Source organism: uncultured Pseudomonas sp. (genome assembly GCF_913777995.1).
Lineage (GTDB): Bacteria > Pseudomonadota > Gammaproteobacteria > Pseudomonadales > Pseudomonadaceae > Aquipseudomonas.
In genome coordinates this window covers 15,731-41,879 of the sequence record NZ_CAJYVE010000037.1, presented here as the reverse complement: position 1 = coordinate 41,879, position 26,149 = coordinate 15,731, and the positions used below count along the sequence as shown (strand labels likewise).

The following is a 26,149-nucleotide window of genomic DNA, read 5'->3' as shown; positions in this document are numbered from 1 at the left end:
TATTGGGCCTCTCGTCGCTTCTTGACCAATGCTGTTACCCAATGCGTCATGCAACAACGGCATAATGTCGTGTGACTCGCACTCAATGTCGCTTCAACGAATGTCCGGGAGGACGTGAATGAACCTGGAAAGCAAATGGCTGGAGGACTTCAGCGCACTGGCCGCGACCCGCAGTTTCTCCCAGGCGGCCGAGCGTCGGTTCGTCACCCAGCCGGCGTTCAGCCGTCGGATCCGCAGCCTGGAGGCCGCGCTGGGGCTGACCTTGGTCAACCGTTCGCGCACACCCATCGAACTGACCGCCGCCGGGCAACTGTTTTTGGTCACGGCGCGTAACGTGGTCGAACAGCTGGGTGAGGTGGTGCGCCACCTGCATCACCTGGAGGGCGGGCAGGGCGAAGTGATCCAGGTGGCGGCGGCGCACTCCCTGGCGCTGGGGTTCTTCCCGCGCTGGATCGCCCAGCTGCGCAACGACGGGCTGAACATTGCCACGCGGCTGGTGGCCACCAACGTCGGCGAGGCCGTGCATGCCCTGCGCGAAGGCGGCTGCGACCTGATGCTGGCGTTCTATGACCCGGATGCTGCGCTGCAGATGGACGCCGAAATCTTCCCCTCGCTGCACCTGGCGCATACCGAAATGCTGCCCGTGTGCGCCGCCGATGCGCAGGGTCAGCCGCTCTACGACCTGGATGGCGGCGCTTCGGTGCCGCTGCTGGCCTACAGTGCCGGGGCATTCCTGGGGCGGTCGGTGAACCTGCTGCTGCGCCAGAGCAACCTGCGTTTCACCACCGTGTACGAGACGGCCATGGCCGAGAGCCTCAAATGCATGGCGGTCGAGGGCCTGGGCGTGGCCTGGGTGCCGCGTCTGAGCATGCGTGCCGAGCTGGAACGCGGCGAGCTGGTGGTGTGTGGCGGTGCGCACTGGCATGTGCCGCTGGAAATCCGCCTGTACCGCTGCGCCCTGGTGCGCAAGGCCAACGTGCGGCTGCTGTGGCGCAAGCTGGAGAGCGGCATGGCTCAGGCTGAAGCGCCGCCCGCCATCATGGCCCCTTGAGGTAATCACGGATGGCCTGGCGGTTGTTGTCGCTGAACACGTAGCAGCTCGGTAGCGGCGCTTCACTCATCACCGTGCCGCAGGGCAGTCCGTGCGCGAAGCTGAGGTGAGCCGCCTCATGGCTGGCACCGAGCAGGTGCCCGATCTCATGGCCTATCGTGTTGTAGGAACGTATCGATGCGATGGCCGAATCGCTGCGGATATAGGCAATGCCCAGGGTGATGGAGTCGAGCCGGTGGCGAGTGACGAGCACATATCGGTGCCTGCGCGAGGCAACCGGCAGGTTGTGTTCGTCAATGTAGTGCCCGACGCGCTCATGCCACTGCGCAAGGCTTTTAACCGGGTCGCCGACGCGGTAGCCGAAGTCGGTATAGCCGGGCTTGTCGGTGACGCTGATGATCTGTACGCGGCGGCCGGTGACGAGGGTCAGCTCCTGAATGAGCCAGGCCAGGTGGTCAGGACCGATACTGGCTTTTTCCTGGGGGCTGAGCTGGTCGTGCAGGAAAAGCGTCAGGACGATGGGCTGCAGCGCGTGGTCGGCGTCGGCCGACGCGGGCGCTGCCGGGTACAGGTTGAAGGTCAGGCCCAGTGTCAGGGCCAGGGTCTTGAGTTTCATGGTTTGGCGACTCCATTGAGTGAACAGGGCAGGCCGAGCCCTGAGGGCCGGCCTGGAGTCACCTAATCGGGGCGGTCGCAGGGGAGAAAGTCGGGGAGTTCGTCGCGATAACCTGAAAAAGCAGCGTCAGAACGTAGGTTGCTGGACTGCTGCGCCTACTCCCTGTGCAAGAAGGGAGGCTGGGTCCCGTGGTCTCGATTCACCTTGGGGACACAGATGCCGACAGATGGTCGACGGGGGTGCTTGCGCCACTGCACTTTGGGGTATACTGCGCGGCCTTCGACCGGATCGACCGGTCATTTTTCGTACAACAAGCCACGCCGGTCTTCCCGCGTGGCTTGTTGTTTTTAGATGCGCCTGCGGGCGCCCGACAAGAGGCACGACGATGAGCGCACTGGTTGGCGTGATCATGGGTTCCAAATCCGATTGGTCCACCCTTAGCCACACCGCCGAAATGCTGGACAAGCTCGGCATCCCGCACGAGGTCAAGGTGGTGTCCGCGCACCGCACGCCAGACTTGCTGTTCCAGTACGCCGAAGAGGCCGAGAGCCGTGGTATCGAGGTGATCATCGCCGGTGCCGGTGGTGCTGCCCACCTGCCGGGCATGTGCGCCGCCAAGACCCACCTGCCGGTGCTGGGCGTTCCGGTGCAGTCGTCGATGCTGTCGGGCGTGGACTCGCTGCTGTCGATCGTACAGATGCCCGCCGGCATTCCGGTCGCCACCCTGGCCATCGGCAAGGCCGGTGCGGTGAATGCCGCGCTGCTGGCCGCCAGCATCCTGGGCGCCAAGCACCCGCAGTTCCACAAGGTGCTCAAGCAATTCCGCACTGAGCAGACAGAAAACGTCCTGGACAATCCAGACCCGCGCAACGCCTGAGGTTTATCCATGAAGATCGGTGTTATCGGTGGCGGCCAATTGGGCCGCATGTTGGCCCTGGCGGGTACCCCGCTGGGGATGAACTTCGCCTTTCTCGACCCGGCGCCGGATGCCTGCGCCGCGCCGCTGGGCGAGCACCTGCGTGCCGATTACGGCGATCTGGACCACCTGCGCCAGCTGGCCGATGAAGTGGACCTGGTGACCTTCGAGTTCGAAAGTGTACCGGCCGAGACCGTGGCCTTCCTGTCGCAGTTCGTGCCCGTGTATCCCAGCGCCGAAGCGCTGCGCATCGCCCGCGACCGCTGGTTCGAGAAGAGCATGTTCAAGGACCTGGGTATCCCCACCCCGGAGTTCGCCGACATTCAGTCGCAGCAGGACCTCGACGCCGCCGTGGCGCGCATCGGCCTGCCGGCGGTGCTCAAGACCCGCACCCTGGGCTACGACGGCAAGGGCCAGAAGGTCCTGCGCAGCGCCGCCGACGTCGCCGGCACCTTCGCCGAGCTGGGCAGCGTGCCGTGCCTGCTGGAGGGCTTCGTGCCGTTCAGCGGCGAAGTCTCGTTGGTGGCCGTGCGCGCCCGTGACGGTGAGACGCGCTTCTACCCGCTGGTGCACAACACCCATGACAACGGCATCCTGCGTCTGTCCATCGCCAGCACCGAGCACCCGTTGCAGGCACTGGCCGAAGATTATGCCGGCCGTGTGCTCAAGCAGCTCGACTACGTTGGCGTACTGGCTTTCGAGTTCTTCGAAGTGGATGGCGGCCTGAAGGCCAATGAAATTGCGCCGCGTGTGCACAACTCCGGGCACTGGACCATCGAAGGCGCCGAGTGCAGCCAGTTCGAGAACCACCTGCGCGCGGTCAGCGGCCTGCCGCTGGGTTCCACTGCCAAGGTGGGCGAGAGCGCGATGATCAACTTCATCGGTGAAGTACCCGCCGTGGAGGCGGTGCTGGCGGTCGACGACTGCCATCTGCACCACTATGGCAAGGCGTTCAAGGACGGCCGCAAGGTCGGTCATGCCACGGTACGCAGCGCCGACCGCGCCACCCTCGACCGTCAGGTCGCTCAGGTTCAGGCGCTGGTCAAGGCCTGATCGGTTCCGGGAACAGTTTCCCGGAACCATTGCGCTATTCCGCTCCTCAGATGGCAACAAGCCAAGGCACAGCGTGCCTTGGCGGTTTCTGTTCATCGGAGGAAAACGCTATGGGCATCCTGGGTACCATCTTCATCGGTCTGATCGTCGGTCTGCTGGCGCGCTTTCTCAAGCCTGGCGACGACAGCATGGGCTTGATCATGACCATCCTGCTGGGTATCGGCGGCTCCCTGGCGGCCACCTACGGCGGGCAGGCGCTGGGCATCTACCAGGCTGGCGAAACCGCCGGCTTCCTTGGTGCGCTGGTCGGCGCGATCATCCTGCTGGTGATCTACGGGATGATCAAAAAGAAATCCTGACGATTGCCTCACGGCCCTCCGCTTAATGCGGGCGGGGGGCTAGAATGCGCGCTCCGTTTTCTCAAACCGAGCCTTTCGATGCGCCGCTTCCTGTTATTGCCTCTGCTGCTGGTCTCCACGCTGGCCTGTGCCGAACTTCCGGAAACCGACTGGCTGGAACTGATGCCGCTGTCCGACCAGAAAGCCCTGGAGGCGATGCCGGAGATCGACCACAACTCGCCCGAGGCCCAGGGCACCTTCGACAGCAAGGGCGGGCTCAAGCAGAGCAAGGGCTTGCCGGCGGTGATGTATTCGACCAAGACGGTCGCGGCCATGAACGGCAAGAACATTCGCCTGGGTGGCTACCCGGTGCCACTGGAAACCGACGCCAAGGGCCGCAGCACGCTGTTCTTCCTGGTGCCGTATCCGGGGGCCTGCATCCACGTACCACCACCGCCGCCCAACCAGCTGGTGCTGGTGCGCTACCCCAAGGGCATCAAGCTCGATGACATCTACACCCCATTGTGGGTGGTCGGAACGCTGAAGATCGAGAAGGTCAACAACGACATGGCCGATGCGGCCTATGCCATGGACGCCTCGAAGGTCCGGGTAGTGGTCGATTCGGACCTCTGAGGCCTGGGCCGCTCGATCAGACCTGGCCCTTCAGGAGCGGCTTCAGCCGCCAAACGCTTGGTGGCTGAAGCCGCTCCGGGTTTGACGGGGCATCACTCGCCCAGCGCTTCGCTCCAGATGCTGACGCCCAGTACGTGCATCTGGTCCGGGGCCAGGGTCACTACGTCGCTCATCACGTTGGCGGTTTCCACGCAGAGCATGCGCTGCCAGCCGTCGTCGGCCATGTCGGGCAGGGCGCGGGCACGGTCCACCCAGGGGTTCCACACCACCGCCGATCTGGAGCCGCTGGTCTGGATCAGGATGCGCCGCTGCAGGCCCGGATCCTCGATACTCATCAGGTTGGGCGTGTCGAGGTAGATGCGGTCGGTCTCCCCGGCGAAGGTGAGGTCACCGGACTGCTGGCGCTCTTCCCAGTCTTCCAGGGTTTCGATGTAGCGCAGGCCGTCCACGCCCTTGAGGGTCACCTGGCGCACGTCGCTGACCACGAAGTAGGTGTGCAGCGCCTGGCTGAGGGTCACGCTTTCGGTGCCGCTGTTGTAGCAGACCAGGCTGAGGTTCAGGGCCTGGTCCAGGCGGATGCTCAGCTTCAGTGCCACGTTGTGCGGCCAGTCGGGCAGACGGCCTTCGGCTTCGGGCAGGATCAGCTCGACCAGCAGGGCCTCGCCGTCCTCGCCGATACCCAGCAACTGCCAGTCGAGAATCCGCACTTCACCGTGAGCCTTGGCCGGCTCTGCGCTGTGGCGCATGGCCTGGACGCTCTCGGGATTGCGCGCCAGGTTGCCGAACCAGGGCCAGCACACCGGAATGCCCGCACGAATCGGCGTACCCTTCTTGAAGATCGCCTGGTCATTGAGCCACACCAGCGGCTCCTGGCCAGCAACCTTGTAGCTGAGGATGTGCGCACCCTGCCGGGCGATCAGCAGTTCGGCATCGCCGTGGCTGATGCGCCAGCACTCGAGCTCGTCGAAGGTAACGGATTCAATCTGGGGCGTGGGCATGGGAGATTCTCACTCAAGGGCCGTGGTCGAAAGTCGATAGACTGCGCCAAAGCCGTCGAGTTTAGCGCCAAAGTGGCGCTTGTGGGCCGCCTGCTCCGGCTGCTCAGCGACGCGGCACCGAGCGGGTGCGGCCGCTGCCGTCGATGGCCACGAACACGAAGGCCGCTTCGGTGACCTTGCGCCACTCGCTGGTCAGCGGGTCGTCGCTCCACACCTCGACCAGCATCTTGATCGAGCTGCGGCCCACTTCCTGGGTGCGGGTGTAGAACGACAGCTGTTCGCCCACCGCCACCGGAACCAGGAAGGCCATGCGGTCGATGGCCACGGTAGCGACCCGCCCGCCCGCGATCTTGCTGGCCATGGCGGTACCGGCCAGGTCCATCTGCGACACCAGCCAGCCCCCGTAGATGTCGCCGAAACCGTTGGTTTCGCGCGGCAGGGCGGTGATTTGCAAGGCAAGGTCGCCCTGCGGGATTGGATCTTCTTGTTCAAGCTCGATCATGCCTGGGGTGCCTCTGACCCATGACTCTCGTAGATAACTGAAAAAAACGCTCTGGCAAAGCCGCTCGAAACCCGAGAAACCGCTTTGGCACAGCCTTCTTGACGCCCGGCGGGTAAATCGGTCACACCCTGGCGCTACCCCGATCATGCCTCATTTGTAACAGTTCCAGCCGGTGCCTATGAGTTTTTTGCAACATTTTGCTATCTTGGCCCACCCGTACCGGTAACAAGATTACTCGTACAGGCAATTTTGATGCCTATCCGCGTCGTTGCCCCCGGACAATCGCTTCTGCACGCCACCGCGACGCAGTCAGCGCCGCTGTCGCCGCATCCTCAAAAGAGAAACGCCTCAAGAGAAGCCTTGCCATGTCCTCTGTGTCCTCCGAATCCGCGCCGCCTGCACGTCCCCTGACCGGCAGCGATTACAAGACCCTGTCGCTGTCCGCCCTGGGCGGAGCGCTGGAGTTCTACGATTTCATCATTTTCGTATTCTTCGCTGCGGTGGTCGGCAAGCTGTTCTTCCCCGCCGACATGCCCGAATGGCTGCGCCTGATGCAGACCTTCGGCATCTTCGCCGCCGGCTATCTGGCGCGCCCGCTGGGCGGCATCGTCATGGCGCACTTCGGTGACCTGCTGGGGCGCAAGAAGATGTTCACCCTGAGCATCATCATGATGGCCATTCCGACGCTGATCATGGGTCTGCTGCCGACCTACGAGCAGATCGGCCTGTGGGCGCCGGTGCTGTTGCTGCTGATGCGCGTCATCCAGGGTGCCGCCATCGGTGGCGAGGTTCCGGGCGCCTGGGTGTTCGTCTCCGAGCACGTACCGGCTCGCTATGTGGGTTACGCCTGCGGCACGCTGACCGCCGGCCTGACCGCCGGCATTCTGCTCGGCTCGCTGGTCGCCACGCTGATCAACAGCATCTACAGCGCGACCGAGGTCTCGGACTATGCCTGGCGCATTCCGTTCCTGCTTGGCGGCGTTTTTGGTCTGATGGCGGTCTACCTGCGGCGCATGCTGCATGAAACGCCGGTGTTCGCCGAGCTGCAGCAGCGCAAGGCGCTGGCCGAGGAGGTTCCGCTCAAGGCCGTGCTGCGCGAGCATCGTGGTTCGGTGGCGCTGTCCATGCTGCTGACCTGGCTGCTGTCGGCGGGCATTGTGGTAGTCATCCTCATGACCCCGACCTTCCTGCAGACCACCTACGGCTTTCCTGCTGCCACCGCCCTTAAGGCCAACAGCCTGGCCATCGTCTGCCTGAGCCTGGGCTGCATCGCCGCCGGCATGCTGGCTGACCGATTCGGCGCGGGCTGGGTGTTCGTGGTCGGCAGCATCGGCCTGGGCGCCAGCTCCTGGACCTTCTATCACAGCCTGATGGCGCACCCTGACTGGCTGTTCCCGCTCTATGCGGTGACCGGTGCCTTCGTCGGCACCATCGGCGCGGTGCCCTACGTGATGGTCAAGGCCTTCCCGCCAGTGGTGCGCTTCTCCGGGCTGTCGTTCTCCTACAATCTGGCCTACGCCATCTTCGGTGGCCTGACGCCGATGGTGGTGACCTTCATGCTCAAGCAGAGCCCGATGGGACCGTCCTGGTATGTCGCGGCCCTGAGTGCGCTGGGCGTTCTGCTGGGCCTGTTCCTGTTGTCGCGCAAACGCTGAGCCCCTGTCAGACGTTTCTGAAAAAGGCTGCCATCCGTTAGGTTTTGTACGAAAAGTGCCTGCGCTCGGTCATGCTGCGTTAAAAACAGGCTGGATCGCCAGCCCGGTGGATCGCCACCCGGTCGGAATGCTCATTTACTCCAGTAAAGTCGCTCGCGACTCCGAGCGTTCCTCGCCTGTTTTGACTCGCTGGCGCTCGCCCTTCGGGTCAGCCTGCGGCTGTTACTCGCTTCGCTCGTTGCGCCTTGCCTGACCTTCGCTCGCCGACTTTTCGTACAAAGCCTAGGGTGTCAGCCTTTTTTCATCTTATTGTCACAATCAGTTCATACAGTGTTCATCCGTCGGGCAGTGGCAGACGGATCGAAGGGTATTGGCCGGGAGCACGAGGCATGGCACTCAAGCGTTGGATGGTGGCTTTCTCGCTGGTGGCCGTGGGCGCCTGCAGCAGCTGCGCAATGGCAGCCGTCGACCCGTCGATCGCGTCCTACACCAAGGTCAGCGGCGTGTCGGGCAACCTGTCGAGCGTCGGCTCGGACACCTTGGCCAACCTCATGACCCTCTGGGCCGAGGCCTACAAGCGCGAGTACCCGAGCGTCAACGTGCAGATCCAGGCGGCCGGTTCATCCACCGCCCCGCCGGCACTCACCGAGGGCACGGCGACCTTCGGGCCGATGAGCCGCAAGATGAAAGACGGCGAGATCGCCGCGTTCGAACAGAAGCATGGTTACAAGCCCACGGCCGTGCCGGTGGCCGTGGATGCCCTGGCGCTGTTCGTGCACAAGGACAACCCGATCAAGGGGCTGACCCTGAAACAGCTCGATGCGATCTTCTCTGCCACGCGCCTCTGCGGTGCACGCAGCGAAGCGTTGACCTGGGGTGATGTCGGGGTGACCGGTTACCTGGCCAACAAGCGCATCCAGCTGTTCGGCCGCAACTCGGTCTCCGGCACCTATGGTTATTTCAAGGAAGAGGCGTTGTGCAAAGGCGACTTCAAGGCCAACGTTAATGAACAGCCGGGGTCGGCTTCGGTGGTCAGTGCCATCAGCACCTCGCTCAACGGTATCGGTTATTCGGGTATCGGCTACAAGACTTCCAGCGTCAGAACCGTGCCGCTGGCGCGGCATGAAGGCGACGCCTTCGTGGCCGAGACCGAGGGCAACACCCTCGATGGCAGCTACCCGCTGTCGCGCTACCTGTACGTCTATGTGAACAAGGCGCCGAACAGGCCGTTGACGCCACTGGAAGGCGAGTTTCTCAAGTTGATCCTGTCCCGGCAGGGGCAGGAGATCGTGATGAAGGACGGCTATGTTCCGCTGCCTGAAAAGACGATCCAGAAGGCGCTGACCGACCTGGGGCTTGCGGGCCCGGTCCGGTCGGCGCGCTGACAGGCGTCAGCCCGCTGGCCGGGTGCCTGCGCATGCAAGGGTTTCTACAGTCCGCCGCCGGTTTGTTGGGGGGCGGGCTTTTTTATATGGCGGTGCGCAAGCCGTTCAGGCATTGCGCGTTGTCCGACCGGCTGCACACAGAACGAGTCGACCCAGGATCCGATGAATCGTAGTTCCGCTCCCGAAGGCATTGACTTCAATACACCCGCGATGCAGCGCAAGCGACGCGTCCGGGCACTCAAGGATCGGCTGACCCGCTGGTATGTCGGGGTGGGCGGCATGGCGGTGCTGTTCGCCATTACCCTGATCTTCTTCTACCTGGCCTGGGTGGTGGCGCCGTTGTTCAAGGGCGCCAGCCTCAAGGCCGATGCACCGCTGACGCCTGCCTGGCTGAAGGACGCTGGTCGACCGCTGATGATCAGCATCGAAGAGCAGAACCAGGTCGGTCTGCGGGTTTCCGAGCAAGGCCAGGCGATCTTCTTCGATATCGACACCGGCAACGAACTCAAGCGTGTCGACCTGCCGTTGCCGCCCGGTGTGCGGATCACCGCCATCGGCAAGGACCAGCCCGGTACGCCGCTGATTGCCGTGGGCCTGTCCAACGGCCAGGTCCTGGCGTTCCGCCATGCCTACGAGGTGAGCTATCCGGGCAATCGCAAGACCATCACGCCGGCGATTGCCTGGCCGGTCGGCCAGCAGCCCCTGACCCTCGATGAAGCGGGGCGGGCCATCGACCAAGTGACCCTGAGCCTGAGTGGCAGCCACTTGCGCCTGGCCGGCGCCACCGGTACCCAGCTGCATGTCCTGGCCGTGGAGCTGGGTGAAGACCCGCAGACCGGCAGCGTGACCCGCCAGCAGAGCCTTATCGAGCTGCCGCAACTTTCCGCTGAAGTGAAGGGGCTGTTCATCGACCCACGCCAGCAATGGCTCTACGTGGTCAACGGGCGCGCCCAGGCCGACGTATTCAGCCTGCTGGACCGCACCCTCAACGGTCGCTACAAGCTGTTGGAGAACGCCAACGCCGAGATCACCTTCGCCACCCAGCTGGTGGGCGGTATCTCCCTGTTGTTCGGCGACTCCCAGGGCGGCATCAGCCAGTGGTTCATGGTGCGCGACACCGACGGCGAGCCGCGTTTCACGCGTATTCGCGACTTCCATCTGGACGATGCGCCCATCGTGCAGATCCGCGCCGAGCAGCGTCGCAAGGGCTTCGTGGCGCTGGACGCCGAAGGGCGGCTGGGGGTGTTCCACAGTACGGCGCACCGCACCCTGCTGGTCGAACAGGTCACTCAGGGGCCGGGGCTGATGACCCTGTCGCCACGGGCCAACCGTCTGCTGATCGAAAGCCAGGGCACTCTGCAAGCGCTGAGCCTGGACAATCCACACCCGGAGATCTCCTGGAGTTCCCTGTGGGAGAAGGTCTGGTACGAGAGCTACGACGAGCCGCAGTACGTGTGGCAGTCCACGGCGTCGAATGCCGACTACGAACCCAAGCTGAGCCTGGCGCCGCTGACCTTCGGCACCCTCAAGGCGGCGTTCTACGCCATGCTGCTGGCCGCTCCCCTGGCCATCGCCGCCGCCATCTATACCGCCTACTTCATGGCTCCGGTGATGCGCCGCAAGGTCAAGCCGGTCATCGAGCTGATGGAAGCCATGCCGACGGTGATCCTCGGCTTCTTCGCCGGACTGTTCCTGGCGCCGTACCTGGAAGCCAACCTGCCCGGTATGTTCAGTCTGCTGGTGCTGGTGCCGATCGGCATCCTGCTGGCCGGCTACCTGTGGAGTCGCTTGCCCGCCAACCTGCGGCTGCGTGTGCCCGAGGGCTGGGAGGCCGCACTGCTGGTGCCGGTGGTGCTGGGCGTCGGCTGGCTGGCGCTGGGCATGAGTCCGCACCTGGAAAGCTGGCTGTTCGACGGCGACATGCGCACCTGGATCGAGCACGACCTGGGCATCACCTATGACCAGCGCAACGCCCTGGTGGTCGGTCTGGCCATGGGCTTCGCGGTGATCCCCAACATCTATTCGATCGCCGAGGATGCCATCTTCGGTGTACCGCGCAGCCTGAGCCTGGGCTCGCTGGCCCTGGGCGCCACGCCATGGCAGACCCTGACCCGCGTGGTGCTGCTGACTGCCAGCCCGGGGCTGTTCTCGGCGCTGATGATCGGCATGGGGCGGGCCGTGGGCGAAACCATGATCGTGCTGATGGCCACCGGCAACACGCCGATCATGGACATGAGCCTGTTCGAAGGCATGCGCACCCTGGCGGCCAACGTCGCCGTAGAGATGCCTGAATCGGAGGTGGGCGGCAGCCACTATCGCGTGCTGTTCCTGGCCGCGCTGGTGCTGCTGGTGTTCACCTTCGCCATGAATACCCTCGCAGAGCTGATCCGTCAGCGCCTGCGCAAGAAATACTCATCGCTCTAGGGAGTCGCTACCGGTGAAACGCAACTCCCTCAACGGATGGATCAAGAGTGGCGCCCCCGGCGTCTGGATGAGTGCCGGCGCGGTGTCGATCGCCGTGATCCTGACCATCGGCCTGCTGGCGATTCTCGCCGTACGTGGCCTGGGGCACTTCTGGCCGGCCGACCTGGTGCGCGCGCAGTACACCGTGCCGGGGCAGGCGCCCCATGTGCTGATCGGCGAACGGGTGGACAGCGAACAGGTGCCCCGCGCGCGGCTGCTCGACGCCGGGTTGCCGGTGGCTGCGCAGGGTTCGGAATTCCTCAGCCGCGAGCTGTTCAAGGTCGGCAACCGCGACCTGACCCGCAGTGACTTCACCTGGGTGGTCAGTGAGTGGTTGAGCCAGCGCAGCGAGCCTGCCGAGCTGATGACCCTGGAGCGCCGCGAGTGGGGCAACTTCTACGGCTACCTGCTCAACATCAAGGAGAACGGCCGGGTGGTGGCCGTCGGCGAGGCAGCCTGGCCGCAACTGCGTGAACGCCTGCAGCGGGTCCGGGAGCTGGCCGGGCAACTGCACCAGCTGGAAAAGCAGGACATCGTATCGATCAACCACGGCCTGGAGCGCCTGCGCCTGAAGACTCGCCGCCTGGAAATGGCGGGCGGTCCGGACGCCGAGGCGCAGGCCGACCTGGCCGTCGAGCGTGCCGAGTTGCAGGCCCGCTATTCGGGTATCGAAGGGCGCCTCGCCCAGTTGCGCCAGGACCTCGACCGCGACAGCCTGACTGCCAAGGACGCCGAGGGCCGGGTAACCGAGATCAGCCTGGGCAAAGTGCTGCACGCCTACCAGCCCAACACCATGGGGGTCATGGCCAAGACCGCGTTCTACTTCAAGAAGCTGTGGGAGTTCCTCAGCGAGGATCCTCGCGAAGCCAATACCGAAGGCGGCGTGTTCCCGGCGATTTTCGGCACGGTGATGATGACCATGATCATGGCCATCGTGGTCACGCCCTTCGGTGTGCTGGCCGCCGTGTACCTGCGCGAGTACGCCCGCCAGGGGCCGGTGACCCGGCTGATCCGCATCGCGGTGAACAACTTGGCCGGGGTGCCGGCCATCGTCTACGGCGTGTTCGGCCTGGGCTTCTTCGTCTACGTGCTGGGTGGTTCGCTGGACCGGCTGTTCTTCGCCGAGTCTTTGCCAGCCCCGACCTTCGGCACGCCGGGCCTGTTGTGGGCGTCCTTGACCCTGGCGCTGCTCGCCGTGCCGGTGGTGATCGTCGCCACCGAGGAGGGCCTGTCGCGCATTCCCCTGAGCCTGCGCGAAGGTTCGCTGGCGTTGGGCGCGACCAAGGCCGAGACCCTGTGGAAGATCGTTCTGCCGATGGCCAGCCCGGCGATCATGACCGGCCTGATTCTCGCCGTGGCGCGCGCCGCTGGCGAGGTGGCGCCGCTGATGCTGGTGGGCGTGGTGAAGATGGCGCCGTCGTTGCCGCTGGACGGCAACTACCCTTACCTGCATCTGGACCAGAAGATCATGCACCTGGGCTTCCATATCTACGACGTCGGTTTCCAGAGCCCCAACGTCGAGGCGGCGCGACCGCTGGTCTATGCCTCGGCCTTGCTGCTGGTGCTGGTGATCGCCTTGCTCAACCTGTCTGCCGTCGCCATTCGCAACCACCTGCGCGAGAAGTACAAGGCGCTGGATAACTGAGTTCGCCGTGCATTGCGCGGTTCGACGAAACCTATCGTTCCATCAGGAGCCCTACATGCAACACGACAGCCCGGGCCGGGGCGCCCCCTCCAACGCTTCGCGGCGCAGCCGAGACGCCGCGCCCCTGGCGCACGACCACGTGGCGTTCGAAGTGGCGGGCCTGAACCTGTTCTATGGCAAGAAGCAGGCGCTGTTCGACATCGGCCTGGATATTCCGCGGCAGAAGGTGACGTCGTTCATCGGCCCGTCCGGCTGCGGCAAGTCGACCCTGCTGCGCACCTTCAACCGCATGAACGACCTGGTCGACGATTGCCGGGTCGAGGGCAGCATCAAGCTCGACGGCCACGACATCTACAGCAAGGGCGAAGAAGTCGCCGAGTTGCGCCGCCGCGTGGGCATGGTGTTCCAGAAGCCCAACCCGTTCCCCAAGACCGTCTACGAGAACGTCGTCTACGGCCTGCGTATCCAGGGGATCAACAAGAAGCGCCTGCTCGACGAAGCGGTGGAGTGGGCGTTGCGCGGTGCGGCGCTGTGGGATGAGGTCAAGGACCGCCTGCACGAGTCGGCCCTTGGCTTGTCCGGTGGTCAGCAGCAGCGTCTGGTGATCGCCCGCACCATCGCCGTGGAGCCCGAAGTGCTGCTGCTCGACGAGCCGTGCTCGGCGCTCGACCCGATTTCCACCCTCAAAGTCGAGGAGCTGATCTACGAACTGAAATCCAAATACACCATTGTGATCGTCACTCACAACATGCAGCAGGCGGCGCGGGTCTCCGACTACACCGCTTTCATGTACATGGGCAAACTCGTCGAATTCGGTGATACGGACACGTTGTTCACCAATCCGGCAAAGAAGCAGACCGAAGACTACATCACCGGCCGTTACGGCTAGCGGGTACTTCGTCAGTCTTGAAACAGCGTGCGTTTTCGCATCCACCGGACGTTCCAAGGACACCCAGCATGATCCACAAAGACAGCCTTACGCATCATATCTCCCAACAGTTCAACGTCGAACTCGAAGACGTGCGCAGCCACCTGCTCGAAATGGGCGGCCTGGTCGAGAAGCAGGTCAACGATGCGGTCACCGCGTTGATCGAAGCCGACTCCGGTCTGGCCCAGCGTGTGCGCGAAGTGGACGAGCGCATCAACCAGATGGAGCGCAACATCGACGAGGAGTGCCTGCGCATCCTGGCGCGTCGCCAGCCAGCCGCTTCCGACCTGCGTCTGATCATCAGCATCTCCAAGTCGGTGATCGACCTGGAGCGCATCGGTGACGAAGCCACCAAGATCGCCCGCCGCGCCATCCAGCTGTGCGAAGAGGGCGAAGCCCCGCGCGGCTACGTCGAGGTCCGCCATATCGGCGACCAGGTGCGCAACATGGTGCGTGACGCCCTGGACTCCTTCGCCCGCTTCGATCCTGAGCTGGCGCTGTCGGTGGCCCAGTACGACAAGACCATCGACCGCGAGTACAAGACCGCCCTGCGTGAGCTGGCGACCTACATGATGGAAGACCCGCGCTCGATCTCCCGGGTGCTGAACGTGATCTGGGTGCTGCGCTCGCTGGAGCGCATTGGTGACCACGCGCGCAACATCTCGGAACTGGTCATCTACCTGGTGCGCGGCACCGACGTGCGGCACATGGGCCTCAAGCGCATGCGTGAAGAAGTTCAGGGGTATACCAACGAAAGTGCTAATGTTCCGGACGCGGCTGACGATAAATAAGTTTGCCTGCCAGAAACGCCCAGCGCACGCTGGGCGTTTTGCGTTGCAGTGCCAGGGCTGCGCGGCTCACAGGACGCCAGCATCAGGCCCTGATATGCAGCCGTCCGCCAGAAAGTGAGCGAGACGCTGCCCAACAATCTGGCAGTTGGCCACAGGTCAACGATATGCTTGCGGAAACAAAGGGGCGTGTTGGCATAACGCGGTTCACCCGACAAGGTGAACACGCCCGCAGGAGCGTCGATGAGTAAAGTCAGTGTATTGGTTGTGGATGACGCGACTTTCATTCGCGACTTGGTAAGAAAAGGGCTGCGCAACTACTTCCCCGGCATCCATACCGAAGAAGCCGTGAACGGGCGCAAGGCGCAGGTGATGCTCGCCCGTGAATCCTTCGACCTGATTCTTTGCGATTGGGAAATGCCCGAGATGTCCGGCCTGGAGCTGCTGGCCTGGTGCCGTCAGCAGGAAGGCCCGCTCAAGACCGTACCGTTCATCATGGTGACCAGCCGTGGCGACAAGGAAAACGTCGTGCAGGCGATCCAGGCGGGTGTGTCGGACTTCGTCGGCAAACCGTTCACCAACGAGCAACTGCTCACCAAGGTCAAGAAAGCCCTGGCCAAGGTCGGCAAGCTCGATGCCGTGATGTCCAGTGCCGGTGCCCCGAGTCGCATGAACATGGCGCTCAACGACTCGCTCAGTGCCCTGACCGGTGGCAAGGCCGAGGTCGTGCGCCCGGCGGCGCCAGCGGCCGCGCCCGCGCCTGCCGCGCCGCAGCCTGCCCGTGCCGCGGCTCAGGCCCCCAGCCAGCAGCCCGCTGGCCGTGGCCAGGGGCAACTGCGCCTGCCCAACGGCAGCCAGTCGTGTGTCATCAAGGCCCTGACCCTCAAGGAAGGCCTGCTGGTGGTGCGCCGCGGCGACGTGCTGCCCCAGATCCTGGACAGTGCGGTGCTGGACCTGGAGCAGGGTGAAGACAACGAAGTCGCACGCCTGAACGGCTATGTCCACGCCATCGTCGCCTTCGAGCAGAAGCCCGACAGCGAGTGGCTGCAGGTGACCTTCCGCTTCGTCGACCAGGACGCCAAGAAGCTCGACTACCTGTCGCGCCTGATCGCCCGCGGCACTGCGCAGAAGCACTTCGTCCCCGGCGCCTGACGGCGCCCGTCCGGCCCCGGTGCATGCGCAGCATCGGGGCGCTGACTTTTCCGATCTCCGGTGTCGGAAATTCCTGCTAGCTTCGCCGCGTACCGTTCGATTGCGTGGACTCCGTCTTATCCGATGACTGGAGTCCAGCGTGAACCCTACCTTGCTTCAACCCCGCAATATCAGCACCTTCCCCACGGGCCAGTTGTTCCTGGCCATCGATCTCGCCTTGGGTGTGGTACAGCGCCCGGTGCCCGCCGAGCGCTATGCCAGTGTGCTGCAAGTACGTGCAGCGGATCACTTTCGCATCGTTCGCCTGGTGCTCGGCCATCTGCTGGGTGACGACATCTTTACCGGCGACCCTGTCCAGCCGGCCTTGTACTTGGCCAGGCTCTACCAAGGGGATGGGGTGCGGCAGCTGTATGCCGAGGTCATGGGCGTTGCGCAGGCCGAAGTCACGGTCTGGCAGGTGCATCAATTCCTGGCCCGGCTGGCCTGGCTCAACCTGCCGCCGGCCAGTGACGCCGCTGCGCATGAGCAGCTGGAAGACTTCCTGTATGGCGTGGCGGCGCGGCGCGGTGCCGACCTCGCTGAGGACTATCCGCTGCTGGGCGAGCTGCTGACGCCGATACCCGAGGTGCTGCGCGCCTGGATGGTGCCGCTCAAGCGCGGCGCTCGCTACCTGACGGCGGAGGCCTGGGTGACCTTGGGAACCGGGCAGTTGCTGTATCAGGGGCTGGCGGAGGATGAGCCGGCACTGGAAACCCTCGTGACCCTGGGGCCTGGGCAGGCCGCCTGGCTGCCGGCGGGGAAAAGCCATGACCAGGCCTTGGCCGAGGCGCTTGATGCGCGTTTGCATGGCACGGCCACGGGGCAATGGCTGGTGCGTTGCTTCACGGCCCTGGCGCAACAGGGCATCACGTGCCAGGGCTTGCTGCCTGACCCGCTGACGCCTTTGGCCGACACCGGGCGGGCAGTGTTCTTGCGCAAACTGGCGGAGCACACGCTGAATCCGGGTGGACGACCCTGGCTGGCCGAAGCGCAGGCGGCCGCCAGTCGGTCGCCGGGTCGGCGAGCCTTGTCCCTGGCGACTGTCTTGCGCCAGAGGTACGCGAACCTGAGTCCGGCCCAGGCCATGGCGCTGGCGGCCTTGCTCGCAGGGGCGGACCTGGCCGAAAGTGTCGAGCCGCTGGCAGGCATGCCAGGCTCAGCGGCCTTCGATGTGCTGCTCCCGCCCTGGAGCCGCTGGAGCGCCGTGAGCGATGTCGATGAGGTGTTTCGCCAGCTCGGGCTCGACTCGCTGCGCTTGGCCGGCGGGGAAGGCAATACGCTGGGCATGGAGGCGCAGACGGCCTGGCAGGCCCTGGCCTTGACCTCCCAGTTCGCGGCATTCTTCGCCCCCATGCTCGGCGCCTTGGGCTGGTATGGCGACCAGGCCGATGAGCCGGCAGCACCGCGAGTGAGCCAGGCGCTGGCCGGGCGGGCCATCATCGAAGGCTTTCTTGGCGCCACGGCGGCTTTTCCTCACGCCTTGGTCGACACACTGCGCGGGGCGTGGACCCTCGACCACAGCCACGCAACATTGCGCCGTCGCATCCATGATGACATTCGCGCTCGCCAGCCCGCCGTGACGGCCGCCGCAGTGGACCTGCTGCATTACCTGGTGCTGCGCGAAGCGCTGCCGGAGCTGCTGGTCAGTGACGTGCCCGAGCACTTGCCGTTTGGCCGCGCCTTGCAAAGCGTGGCCTTGAGCCATGGCGTGGTGTTGCTGCAAGCCTTGCAGGTGGGTAGTCACGCGGGTGCGGCCTTCGACGAGGTCGTCAGGCTGAGCGCTGACCTTTCCCAATCGCCAGACCCGGCCCTGCATGCGCTGTGGGTCAGGACCCTGAGTGTTCCGGCCTTGCGCTATGCCGCCGCACACGGGGCCATCGACTGGCCGGATGCCGATGACCTCCTGCGGGCCAGTGCCACGCAGGTTCGTCAGGCGCTGGAGTACCTTCAGGCCCAGCAGGCGCAGCACGCCCAGGAGCTGAGCGACCTGCTGGGCCGCAAGCCGCCGGATCGCCAGCAACTGGCGCAACGCATGCTGACGGCCGCCGGGGTTCCCCAGTGGCTCTGGGCCCAGGCGATCAAGGTCGACCATTGGCCGGTATTGCAGGAGCACGGTTTTAGCCTGGCCGGCAGCTACGATCTGGACCGACTGTTGGCATTCGGACGGCCGGCGGCGACCGTCCTGGAGATGGTCATGATGGGCGAGGCGTACCAAGCCGGTGAGCCCACTGTGCCGCAAGCCTGGGCCCAAGCGTTCAAGACCTTCCGCGAGTCGCTGGTAAGCGCCCAGGCACGTGTCGTGGCGCGCTTGCTCAACGAGGCCTGCCCGGCTTTGCGCAGTACCTTGCTGGCGTCCACCTGTGAGTTGAGCCGGGTGAGCTTCGCCGGGGAAGAGGGTGCCCAGGGGTTGTTCCTGCGCTGTCAGCGCGGCGACCACCGTAGCGACTTCAATGAACATGCGGTGGATGAAGTGTTCATTGAGCTGATTCCTGCGGCGGGAGTGATCCGCCAGGTCGAACAGCGCTTCGTCTACCAGGTCGAGGCCGAGACGCAACTGAGCGGCAACATCGTGGAGACCGTCGAGAAGCAGGAGCGCCACGCCAGGCGAGTGGCGCAGGCGCGGGTGACGCCCTTGCTGGCCATGGACAGCGACGCCTACCTGCAGGGGGCGCCTTCGCGCTCCTCGCTGAGCTGGCATCAACCTCGGCACGGCACTCTGGTTCCGGCCAACGAGTGTGTCTACGCGCCTGACGGCACCGACGCACAGAAGCTGACCGTGTTGGCCCAGGCCGCCGCCCGGCATCTGCTCGCCCGTTTTCTGGAGCAGAGTCAGGCTGCGCACGAGCATGCCACGAGCTGGGAGCTGCAGTGGGCCAAAGAGCGTGAGTACGCCGAGCTGGCCGCGCGGCTGATCATTCCGTTCTATGGATGCATCGAGGACCTGGCTCATGGTGAGCACTCGGCCGGGGTGATCATCGGCTGTGCGCTGGATGTCGCCTTTGCCCTGATTCCTGTCGGGCAATTCGCTGCGTCGACGGTGCGTATCGTGATGAAGGCGGGTGAACTGAGCGTGCTGTCGCTCACCCGCTTGACCGGTCAGGCCTTGGGCCAATTGGTGAAGGGGCTGGCCGAGCAGAGCGCGGTGTTCGCCGTGCGTGACCTGGGCAAGGTGGCGGTGCTGGTGGGCCGGCTGGGCCAGGCCAGGCTGCTGGAACGGGTTCCCGCCCTGCGCACGCTGCTGGGCGAGCGCGGCTGGCCGGCGGCGGCCGGCTTGCTGGAGCAGGGGCGCTTTCGCTTGCTGGACGATAGCGTCGGCACGGCAACGAGCGCGAATGGCTATGCCCAGCTGGATGGGCAGATCGGCGTGGCCGTGCAGGATGTGGGCACGCCCGAGGTGCCGGACTTCCGTTTGCGCGATCCGTCCACGCAACGCGCCTTTGGCCCGCCACTGGCGCTGGTGACACGCGCACCGGCGCTGGAGTTGGTGCAGACCTCGGCGACAACGGGGATCGAGGTGGGACGCTACCCCAGGGTGGTGCCGGTGACTTCCACGGCCGAAGGTGTGCGTGAGTTGCGCATTGCCGAGGGCTGCCGGGTGCACGTCATTGAGCGTGAAGAGGGCGTCTTCGACCTGCGGGTCGACGGTGAGGTCTATCACCTGGAAAGCACGGCAGAGGATGCGGCCCTGCGCCAGTTGTCGGTCACGCCGCTCTCGCCAACGGCAGATCTGCTGCAAGAGACCGAGAACCTTTGCCGGGTACGCCGCGACCTGGTACCAGTGCCCTGTGCCAGCGGCGTCAGGCTGGCCACGCCCGAGCCGGCCCCGATAGCCGAGGGCTCGGAGTCACCGAAACGCACCGGCAAGTACCCCAGCCAGGCAATGGCCGCGCGCGCGTTCAGCCTGGCCAGGATGACGGTCGGTGAGGGTGATGTGGCACGCCACCTGGACGTGTTCGTTCATGAAGGCAAGTTCTGCCAGTGGGCCGATGCGCCGCCGCTGGCGACGACCTCGGCAGCGCCTGCGCAAGGCAAGGCGGTCGTCGCCCTGACCGAAGCCGAGCGCGCCCTGCTGGCGCTGCCCGATGCGCCGGTGTACCGGCAGACGCTCGCAGGCCAGTTGGCCGGGGATGGAATACTGGGCCTGCCGGAGAACTACCGGGTCGACGACGCGGCGTTCATCTACGAAGCGCTGCCGGTCATCGAGCTGGGGCCCATCGCCTCCGGCGTCGAGGATGCGCGTACCTTGCGCGGTATGCGCCTGGAATTTTCCGGGGCGTCATGGATTTTCGTCGAGCCCGACACGGGTGTGTTCTACAAGGCTGCGGTGCCCGACGATGCTCGCCTGGAACTGGTGTTTTCGCGAGTCACCGAGGCGGATGAAATCAACGAATTCATTCGTCTGTCGGAGCAGTACCGGGTGGTGCGCGAGCGCCCAAGTGCGCTGCAGGACCAGGAAAATATCGCCCGGCTGCTGTTCGATCTGCTCGATGCGTCCGAACGGCCAGCCTGGAACCTCGCCTGGGGCGAGTCGATCACCCGCTATGAGCAGTACGCCGCGTGGTGCGTGGCACAGAAACGCCCCAACGAGTTGCTGCACTACGCGGCGAATATCCTCTCGGGTGAGGCCATGCAGAAACAGTTCGTGGAACTGGCCAAACGCAGCATTCCCGACTTCAAGAGGGTCGCCGAGCGCAGCCTGCCCGAGCAGCAGCACATCGTCGAGGTGCTCAATCATCTGCTGCCGGTGCAGGGTTCCAAGGCCCGCTGGGAGGTGCTGGACCTCAACACGGTACAAACACCCAGGGCCGCGCAGAACATTCTCAAGCAGATCAAAGGGGCCAATCTGTCGTTCATCCAGGTGCATACCGAAGCGGGGCAGCGCATCGTCTACTACGCCTTGTCGGGCGGCGAGCGCGCGCGCGATCTCAAGCTGCAGCTGGATGTAACGGGCAGCACCGAGCGAGTGCTCGATGACGTCATCTTTCGCGACGCTCGGGCCCGCATGCTGGGGCGTGAGCCAGACCCGTCGTTCACCAGCCTGCCGGTGGTCAGGGATGCCGATCGTCTGCTGGTCCGCGAGTTCGGTCGCCAGCTCGATTCAGAGCGGCTGATCGCAACCGTCTTGAAAGAAGACCTGGCGGGTACGCCGCTGACCCATATCAAGGTCTTCACCGTGCTCGACACCTGTCGCTCCTGCGGTGGTTTCGTTCTACCGCGGCTCAAGCTGGACTTCCCTGACGCGCTGTTCTCGGTCAGCTACCTCAAGGACTACGCGCTTTCCTGAGCGCGGCGGGCAGGGCGGTGGCGTGTGGTTATTGACGGTGTGGCGGGCGTCGATTGACAACCTTGCATGCCCATCGCCCGGCAACACTGCTAGGCTTGGGGCCCATCGCCAACTGACCCGATGCGCCCCATGCTCGACCGCTTGCTGATCTTTTGCGCCCTGTCGCTGGCTTGCCAGGCTGCCTTGGCGACCACCATCTACAAGTCCACCAATGCCGATGGCGTGGTGTCGTTCAGTGACCGGCCCACCCCTGGGGCGTCGGTGGTGGTGTTCCGTGACAGGATGGTCGAGCACATCGAACGCCAGGTGCGCCTGGATGTGCGCAAGGCCGACGGCGTACACAGCCTTTACGTGCGCAACGACCTGTACGCTCCCGTGGAAGTCGAACTGCGCTTGAGCGGGCTGAAGAACGTGCTGGGCGTACCGGGCAGCGCCACGACACTGCGTCGCACTGTGCCGGCACGCAGTCACGAGCGGCTGCTGGTACTCAGCCCCCGCCAGCCAGGCCAGCCGATGCTCTACAGCGCCAAGCTGAACGCCACGCTGGGTTCACCGGTCGGCCAGGCGCTGGCCTACAAGTACCCCCTGCCGTGGGTGGGCGGGCCGTTCCGCCTGACCCAGGGGCCAGGCGGCAAGTACAGCCATACCGACCCCAAGGGGCGTTACGCCATGGACATCGCCATGCCCGAAGGCACGCCGATCATCGCCGCGCGCGGTGGCACGGTGATCAAGGTGGAGAACAGCCAGAGCGGCCGGGGCTCGAACCCTTCGGGCAATTTCGTGAGGATTCTTCACGACGACGGCACCATGGGCGTGTACCTGCACCTGATGCGGGGTTCGGTGGTGGTCAGGGAAGGGCAGAAAGTCAGCGTCGGCAGCGCCCTGGGGCGTTCAGGCAATACTGGCAACAGCACCGGCCCGCACCTGCACTTCGTGGTACAGCGCAATGTCGGGCAGGAACTGGTGTCGATTCCGTACGAGTTCAACCAGCCGATACAGAGCCTGCCGAACTTCGCCGTGGGCGGCAATTAGGCGGGTTGTTCAACCTGCAGGAGCGGCTTGAGCCGCTCCTGCAGGTGAACCTGGGTTTAGTCCAGCTTGAGGACCTTGGCCAGGACGATCTTCGGGCCTTTCATTTTCTTGATGATGATACGCAGGCCTTCGAACTCCATCTGTTCCTCTTCTTCGGGAACCCGCTTGAGCGATTCATAGATCAGCCCGGCGAGGGTCTCGGCTTCGATATGGTCGAGGTCGATGCCCAGCAGGCGTTCGATCTTGAACAGTGGCGTGTCGCCACGCACCAGCAGCTTGCCGGGCTGGTAGGCGAGAATGCCGCGTTCGACCTTGCGGTGCTCGTCCTGAATGTCACCGACCAGCACTTCCAGCACGTCTTCCATGGTCAGGTAGCCGATGACCTTGCCGTCGGCCTCTTCGACCAGGGCGAAGTGCGCGCTGCCCTGACGGAACTGCTCCAGCAGACGCGCCAGCGGCATGTGCCGGGACACGCGCTCCAGCGGGCGGATCAGGTCGGCGAGGTTGAACAGCTCGGGAATGTGGTCGAGTTCGGCCAGTTCCAGCAGCAGGTCCTTGATGTGCAGCAGGCCGACGAACTCGCCACGTTCGGCGTCGTACACCGGGTAGCGGCTGAACTTGTGACGGCGGAACTGCGCCAGGATTTCCTTGAGCGGTGCATGGAAGTCCAGTGAGACCATGTCTTCCCGGGAGTTGGCCCAGTCGACCACTTCCAGCTCTCCCATTTCCACCGCCGAGGCCAGCACGCGCATGCCCTGGTCGCTGGGGTCCTGGCCGCGGCTGGAGTGCAGGATCAGTTTCAGTTCGTCGCGGCTGTAGCTGTGCTCGTGGTGCGGGCCCGGCTCGCCTTGCCCGGCGATGCGCAGGATGGTGTTGGCGCTGGCGTTGAGCAGGTAGATGGCCGGGTACATCAGCCAGTAGAACAGGTACAGCGGCACGGCGGTCCACAGCGACAGCAGCTCAGGCTTGCGGATCGCCCAGGACTTGGGCGCCAGCTCGCCGACCACGATGTGCAGGTAGGAAATGATGAAGAACGCGGTGAAGAACGACACGCCCTTGATGATTTCCGGGCTGTCGACGCCTGCGGCGCCCAGCAGCGGTTCGAGCAGGTGAGCGAAGGCGGGCTCACCGACCCAGCCCAGGCCCAGCGAAGCCAGGGTAATGCCCAGCTGGCAGGCCGAGAGGTAGGCGTCCAGTTGCCCGTGTACGGTGCGCAGGATGCGCCCCCGCCAGCCATGCTGGTCGGCGATCGCCTCGACCCGGGTCGAGCGCAGCTTGACCATGGCGAACTCGGCGGCAACGAAGAAGCCATTGAGCAGCACCAGCAGGAAAGCGAAGAGAATCATGCCGAAATCGGCGAACAGTGAAGCCAGGTCGATACCAGGGGAAGGGTCCATGATGGGGAATTACGGTTTCCGTTTTATCTGAAGAGGGTTGGCCATTGACCACAGCGAATGCAAGGCCATGAGAAACGCAATGTAACGATTGCGCGCCAGCTTGCATAGGGACAGGCCGTCATGGGTCAGAGTTCGTCGAAGTCGTCGTCCGGGTCGGCCATTTGCACGGCAGAGAAATGGCAGACGAATACACTGCCCTTGCCCAGCACGCTGTTGATTTCCAGGGTGCCACGGTGGCGCAGCAGCACGTGCTTGACGATCGCCAGGCCCAGGCCGGTGCCGCCGGTGTTGGAGGCGCGGCTGGTGTCGACGCGATAGAAGCGCTCGGTCAGGCGCGGCAGGTGCTTGGCCTCGATGCCGATGCCCGAGTCCTGCACGCTCAGGTGTGCGCCGCGCGTGTCGGTCCACCAGCGGATGCGGATCTCGCCACCGGCCGGGGTGTACTTCACGGCGTTGAAGATCAGGTTGGAGAAAGCGCTGCGCAGCTCGGTCTCGCTGCCTTTGAGGCCCATGTCGCTGTCGATGCTGAGCAGGATGTTGTGCGCCTTGTCGGCCGACAGCGCCTGGGCGTCGTTGGCGATGGTCTGGAGCAGCGCGCCGACCGGCACCGGCTGGCTGTCGGAGGGGTAGTCGGTGGCTTCCAGCTTGGCCAGCAGCAGCAGGTCGTTGAGCAGGGTCTGCATGCGACTGCCCTGTTGGTGCATCTGCTGCAGCGCCCGCACCCAGCGCGGATTGACGTCCTCGCTGTTGTCCAGCAGCGTTTCCAGATAGCCGAAGATCACCGTCAGGGGCGTGCGCAGTTCGTGGGACACGTTGGCCACGAAATCCTTGCGCATCTGTTCCAGCTGGTGGATGCGGGTCACGTCGCGCACCAGCATCAGGTGCTCGTTGTTGCCGTAGCGGGTAATCAGCATCTGGATGCGGATGCGGTCGTTGCTGGGCGAGGGAATTTCCAGCGGCTCGGCGAAGTTGCCTTGGGCGAAGTATTCCTTGAAGCGCGGATGGCGCACCAGGTTGGTGACCGGCTGGCCGCCGTCCTGGGGAGTCTTCAGGCCCAGCAGGGTTTCCGCAGCGCGGTTCCACCATTCCAGGTTGCCGTCGGCATCGAGCATGATCACCGCGTCGCGCAGCGCGGCGGTGGACTCCTGGACGCGGTCGATGACCGCCTGCAGGCGGCCGCGCACGCGCTGGTCGCGGCGTTGCAGGTGGTAGATGCTGTCGAACACGTCGCCCCACAGGCCGTAACCGTCGGGCGGCGGCTCATCGGCCTTGTGGCTGCTCAGCCAGGCATGCAGGCGCAACAGTTGCTTGAGCGTCCAGGCCAGGTACAGGCCCAGCCCGATCGACAGGCTCCAGCCGTACTCGCCGCTGACCAGCCCCACCAGCATGCAGGCGGTGACCAGCAGCAACAGGTGGCGGATCAGGGTGCCGTGCCAGTTCGGGTTCAATTAAAGGTACATCCTTGTCTGTACGGCAAATTCTGGGCGTGGGGCTTCAGCTCTTGGTGGAGAAGCGGTAGCCGGTGCCGCGTACAGTCTGTACCAGGTTTTCATAGGCATCGCCCAAGGCCTTGCGCAGGCGGCGGATGTGCACGTCCACGGTGCGCTCTTCGACATACACGTTGCCGCCCCACACCTGGTCCAGCAGCTGGCCACGGGTGTAGGCGCGTTCCTGATGGGTCATGAAGAATTGCAGCAGGCGGTACTCGGTAGGACCCATTTCTGCCGGCTTGCCGTCGATGGTGACACGGTGGCTGATCGGGTCAAGCAGCAGCCCACCGACTTCGATGGGCGCCTCGCCCTCCGTGGGGCCGGTGCGGCGCAGCACGGCCTTGAGACGGGCGACCAGCTCACGTGGCGAGAAGGGCTTGGTGATGTAGTCGTCGGCACCGACTTCCAGGCCCTGGATCTTGTTGTCCTCTTCGCCCTTGGCGGTGAGCATGATGATCGGGATGTTGCCGGTCAGCTCGTCGCGCTTGAGGCGGCGCGCCAGTTCGATACCCGAGGTGCCGGGCAGCATCCAGTCGAGCAGGATCAGGTCGGGCTTGCGGTCGATGATGATCGCGTGCGCCTGCTGCGAGTTCTCGGCTTCGAGGCATTCATAGCCGGCCATTTCCAATGCAACGGCGATCATCTCGCGGATGGGCGCTTCGTCGTCAACGATCAGAATGCTCCTGCCAACCATGCTTGAACCTCTTGTCATTTAACTGTCTTGGGGCGCATTAGATAACGGAATTATTGCAGTCGTGTGACATCTGTCCATCGCGCCGGGCTG

The 26,149-nt window shown here is 64.6% G+C and carries 20 protein-coding genes; 14 read left to right on the top strand and 6 right to left on the bottom strand.

What is annotated here, in order from left to right; translation table 11 throughout:
* The first annotated feature begins 118 nt into the window (after nucleotides 1-118).
* Complete coding sequence (locus tag QZ497_RS16180; protein ID WP_295476747.1) at nucleotides 119-1,051, top strand: LysR substrate-binding domain-containing protein; 933 nt, start codon at nucleotides 119-121, stop codon at nucleotides 1,049-1,051.
* Here QZ497_RS16180 and QZ497_RS16175 read toward each other — a convergent pair.
* Nucleotides 1,038-1,667 carry a hypothetical protein gene (locus QZ497_RS16175; RefSeq protein ID WP_295476745.1) on the bottom strand — a complete coding sequence of 210 codons (630 nt, stop codon included), beginning with the start codon at nucleotides 1,665-1,667 and terminating at the stop codon, nucleotides 1,038-1,040. The genes QZ497_RS16180 and QZ497_RS16175 overlap by 14 nt on opposite strands.
* Nucleotides 1,668-2,052: 385 nt before the next feature.
* Between QZ497_RS16175 and purE the strand changes: the two genes are divergently transcribed.
* The 4 genes from purE (at nucleotide 2,053) to QZ497_RS16155 (ending at nucleotide 4,607) form a co-directional block, all read left to right on the top strand.
* Entirely contained in the window at nucleotides 2,053-2,544 is a 492-nt protein-coding gene (gene purE / locus QZ497_RS16170) for a 5-(carboxyamino)imidazole ribonucleotide mutase (protein ID WP_295476743.1), read from the top strand.
* A gap of 9 nt (nucleotides 2,545-2,553) precedes the next feature.
* Nucleotides 2,554-3,636, top strand: a complete 1,083-nt coding sequence (locus QZ497_RS16165; protein WP_295476741.1) for a 5-(carboxyamino)imidazole ribonucleotide synthase — start codon at nucleotides 2,554-2,556, stop codon at nucleotides 3,634-3,636.
* A 110-nt stretch (nucleotides 3,637-3,746) separates the two neighbouring features.
* Entirely contained in the window at nucleotides 3,747-3,995 is a 249-nt protein-coding gene (locus tag QZ497_RS16160; RefSeq protein WP_295476740.1) for a GlsB/YeaQ/YmgE family stress response membrane protein, read from the top strand.
* A gap of 78 nt (nucleotides 3,996-4,073) precedes the next feature.
* The gene (locus tag QZ497_RS16155; protein WP_295476739.1) at nucleotides 4,074-4,607 is read left to right on the top strand and encodes a DUF3299 domain-containing protein; all 534 of its coding nucleotides are present in this window, start codon (nucleotides 4,074-4,076) and stop codon (nucleotides 4,605-4,607) included.
* 92 nt (nucleotides 4,608-4,699) lie between these two features.
* Here the strand turns inward: QZ497_RS16155 and QZ497_RS16150 are convergent, their stop codons facing one another.
* Nucleotides 4,700-5,605: a D-hexose-6-phosphate mutarotase gene (locus tag QZ497_RS16150; RefSeq protein WP_295476738.1), complete on the bottom strand. Its 906-nt coding sequence runs from the start codon at nucleotides 5,603-5,605 to the stop codon at nucleotides 4,700-4,702.
* A gap of 103 nt (nucleotides 5,606-5,708) precedes the next feature.
* Nucleotides 5,709-6,107, bottom strand: coding sequence for an acyl-CoA thioesterase (locus QZ497_RS16145; protein WP_295476737.1), 399 nt, complete (start codon nucleotides 6,105-6,107; stop codon nucleotides 5,709-5,711).
* 365 nt (nucleotides 6,108-6,472) lie between these two features.
* Between QZ497_RS16145 and QZ497_RS16140 the strand changes: the two genes are divergently transcribed.
* The 9 genes from QZ497_RS16140 (at nucleotide 6,473) to QZ497_RS16100 (ending at nucleotide 22,478) form a co-directional block, all read left to right on the top strand.
* The gene (locus QZ497_RS16140; protein WP_295476736.1) at nucleotides 6,473-7,762 is read left to right on the top strand and encodes an MFS transporter; all 1,290 of its coding nucleotides are present in this window, start codon (nucleotides 6,473-6,475) and stop codon (nucleotides 7,760-7,762) included.
* A 389-nt stretch (nucleotides 7,763-8,151) separates the two neighbouring features.
* Nucleotides 8,152-9,147 (top strand): phosphate ABC transporter substrate-binding protein PstS family protein, encoded by a 996-nt coding sequence (locus QZ497_RS16135; RefSeq protein ID WP_295476735.1) that lies wholly within the window; start codon nucleotides 8,152-8,154, stop codon nucleotides 9,145-9,147.
* Nucleotides 9,148-9,309: 162 nt separating this feature from the next.
* Nucleotides 9,310-11,571: an ABC transporter permease subunit gene (locus QZ497_RS16130; RefSeq protein ID WP_295476734.1), complete on the top strand. Its 2,262-nt coding sequence runs from the start codon at nucleotides 9,310-9,312 to the stop codon at nucleotides 11,569-11,571.
* 13 nt (nucleotides 11,572-11,584) lie between these two features.
* Entirely contained in the window at nucleotides 11,585-13,255 is a 1,671-nt protein-coding gene (gene pstA, locus QZ497_RS16125; protein ID WP_295476733.1) for a phosphate ABC transporter permease PstA, read from the top strand.
* A gap of 55 nt (nucleotides 13,256-13,310) precedes the next feature.
* The gene (gene pstB / locus QZ497_RS16120) at nucleotides 13,311-14,144 is read left to right on the top strand and encodes a phosphate ABC transporter ATP-binding protein PstB (protein WP_295476732.1); all 834 of its coding nucleotides are present in this window, start codon (nucleotides 13,311-13,313) and stop codon (nucleotides 14,142-14,144) included.
* 68 nt (nucleotides 14,145-14,212) lie between these two features.
* On the top strand, nucleotides 14,213-14,974 hold the full coding sequence (gene phoU / locus QZ497_RS16115; RefSeq protein ID WP_295476731.1) for a phosphate signaling complex protein PhoU: 762 nt from the start codon (nucleotides 14,213-14,215) through the stop codon (nucleotides 14,972-14,974).
* A 240-nt stretch (nucleotides 14,975-15,214) separates the two neighbouring features.
* Complete coding sequence (locus QZ497_RS16110) at nucleotides 15,215-16,123, top strand: response regulator (RefSeq protein ID WP_295476730.1); 909 nt, start codon at nucleotides 15,215-15,217, stop codon at nucleotides 16,121-16,123.
* A 139-nt stretch (nucleotides 16,124-16,262) separates the two neighbouring features.
* Nucleotides 16,263-21,446: a deaminase domain-containing protein gene (locus tag QZ497_RS16105; RefSeq protein WP_295476729.1), complete on the top strand. Its 5,184-nt coding sequence runs from the start codon at nucleotides 16,263-16,265 to the stop codon at nucleotides 21,444-21,446.
* 129 nt (nucleotides 21,447-21,575) lie between these two features.
* Nucleotides 21,576-22,478: a M23 family metallopeptidase gene (locus QZ497_RS16100; RefSeq protein ID WP_295476728.1), complete on the top strand. Its 903-nt coding sequence runs from the start codon at nucleotides 21,576-21,578 to the stop codon at nucleotides 22,476-22,478.
* A 56-nt stretch (nucleotides 22,479-22,534) separates the two neighbouring features.
* Here QZ497_RS16100 and QZ497_RS16095 read toward each other — a convergent pair whose 3' ends face one another.
* From QZ497_RS16095 to phoB, 3 genes are all read right to left on the bottom strand, one after another.
* On the bottom strand, nucleotides 22,535-23,875 hold the full coding sequence (locus tag QZ497_RS16095; RefSeq protein ID WP_295476727.1) for a hemolysin family protein: 1,341 nt from the start codon (nucleotides 23,873-23,875) through the stop codon (nucleotides 22,535-22,537).
* A gap of 125 nt (nucleotides 23,876-24,000) precedes the next feature.
* A complete protein-coding gene (gene phoR / locus QZ497_RS16090) occupies nucleotides 24,001-25,323 on the bottom strand; it encodes a phosphate regulon sensor histidine kinase PhoR (protein ID WP_295476726.1) in 1,323 nt (440 codons plus the stop codon).
* A gap of 46 nt (nucleotides 25,324-25,369) precedes the next feature.
* Entirely contained in the window at nucleotides 25,370-26,059 is a 690-nt protein-coding gene (gene phoB, locus QZ497_RS16085; protein ID WP_295476725.1) for a phosphate regulon transcriptional regulator PhoB, read from the bottom strand.
* Between the last annotated feature and the right edge of the window lie 90 nt (nucleotides 26,060-26,149).

Excerpts from the sequence above, each read along its gene's own strand:
- QZ497_RS16180 (WP_295476747.1), top strand. The coding sequence starts at position 119 with ATGAACCTGGAAAGCAAATGGCTGGAGGACTTCAGCGCACTGGCCGCG.
- QZ497_RS16175 (WP_295476745.1), bottom strand. The coding sequence starts at position 1,667 with ATGAAACTCAAGACCCTGGCCCTGACACTGGGCCTGACCTTCAACCTG.
- purE (WP_295476743.1), top strand. The coding sequence starts at position 2,053 with ATGAGCGCACTGGTTGGCGTGATCATGGGTTCCAAATCCGATTGGTCC.
- QZ497_RS16165 (WP_295476741.1), top strand. The coding sequence starts at position 2,554 with ATGAAGATCGGTGTTATCGGTGGCGGCCAATTGGGCCGCATGTTGGCC.
- QZ497_RS16160 (WP_295476740.1), top strand. The coding sequence starts at position 3,747 with ATGGGCATCCTGGGTACCATCTTCATCGGTCTGATCGTCGGTCTGCTG.
- QZ497_RS16155 (WP_295476739.1), top strand. The coding sequence starts at position 4,074 with ATGCGCCGCTTCCTGTTATTGCCTCTGCTGCTGGTCTCCACGCTGGCC.
- QZ497_RS16150 (WP_295476738.1), bottom strand. The coding sequence starts at position 5,605 with ATGCCCACGCCCCAGATTGAATCCGTTACCTTCGACGAGCTCGAGTGC.
- QZ497_RS16145 (WP_295476737.1), bottom strand. The coding sequence starts at position 6,107 with ATGATCGAGCTTGAACAAGAAGATCCAATCCCGCAGGGCGACCTTGCC.
- QZ497_RS16140 (WP_295476736.1), top strand. The coding sequence starts at position 6,473 with ATGTCCTCTGTGTCCTCCGAATCCGCGCCGCCTGCACGTCCCCTGACC.
- QZ497_RS16135 (WP_295476735.1), top strand. The coding sequence starts at position 8,152 with ATGGCACTCAAGCGTTGGATGGTGGCTTTCTCGCTGGTGGCCGTGGGC.
- QZ497_RS16130 (WP_295476734.1), top strand. The coding sequence starts at position 9,310 with ATGAATCGTAGTTCCGCTCCCGAAGGCATTGACTTCAATACACCCGCG.
- pstB (WP_295476732.1), top strand. The coding sequence starts at position 13,311 with ATGCAACACGACAGCCCGGGCCGGGGCGCCCCCTCCAACGCTTCGCGG.
- phoU (WP_295476731.1), top strand. The coding sequence starts at position 14,213 with ATGATCCACAAAGACAGCCTTACGCATCATATCTCCCAACAGTTCAAC.
- QZ497_RS16110 (WP_295476730.1), top strand. The coding sequence starts at position 15,215 with ATGAGTAAAGTCAGTGTATTGGTTGTGGATGACGCGACTTTCATTCGC.
- QZ497_RS16100 (WP_295476728.1), top strand. The coding sequence starts at position 21,576 with ATGCTCGACCGCTTGCTGATCTTTTGCGCCCTGTCGCTGGCTTGCCAG.
- QZ497_RS16095 (WP_295476727.1), bottom strand. The coding sequence starts at position 23,875 with ATGGACCCTTCCCCTGGTATCGACCTGGCTTCACTGTTCGCCGATTTC.
- phoB (WP_295476725.1), bottom strand. The coding sequence starts at position 26,059 with ATGGTTGGCAGGAGCATTCTGATCGTTGACGACGAAGCGCCCATCCGC.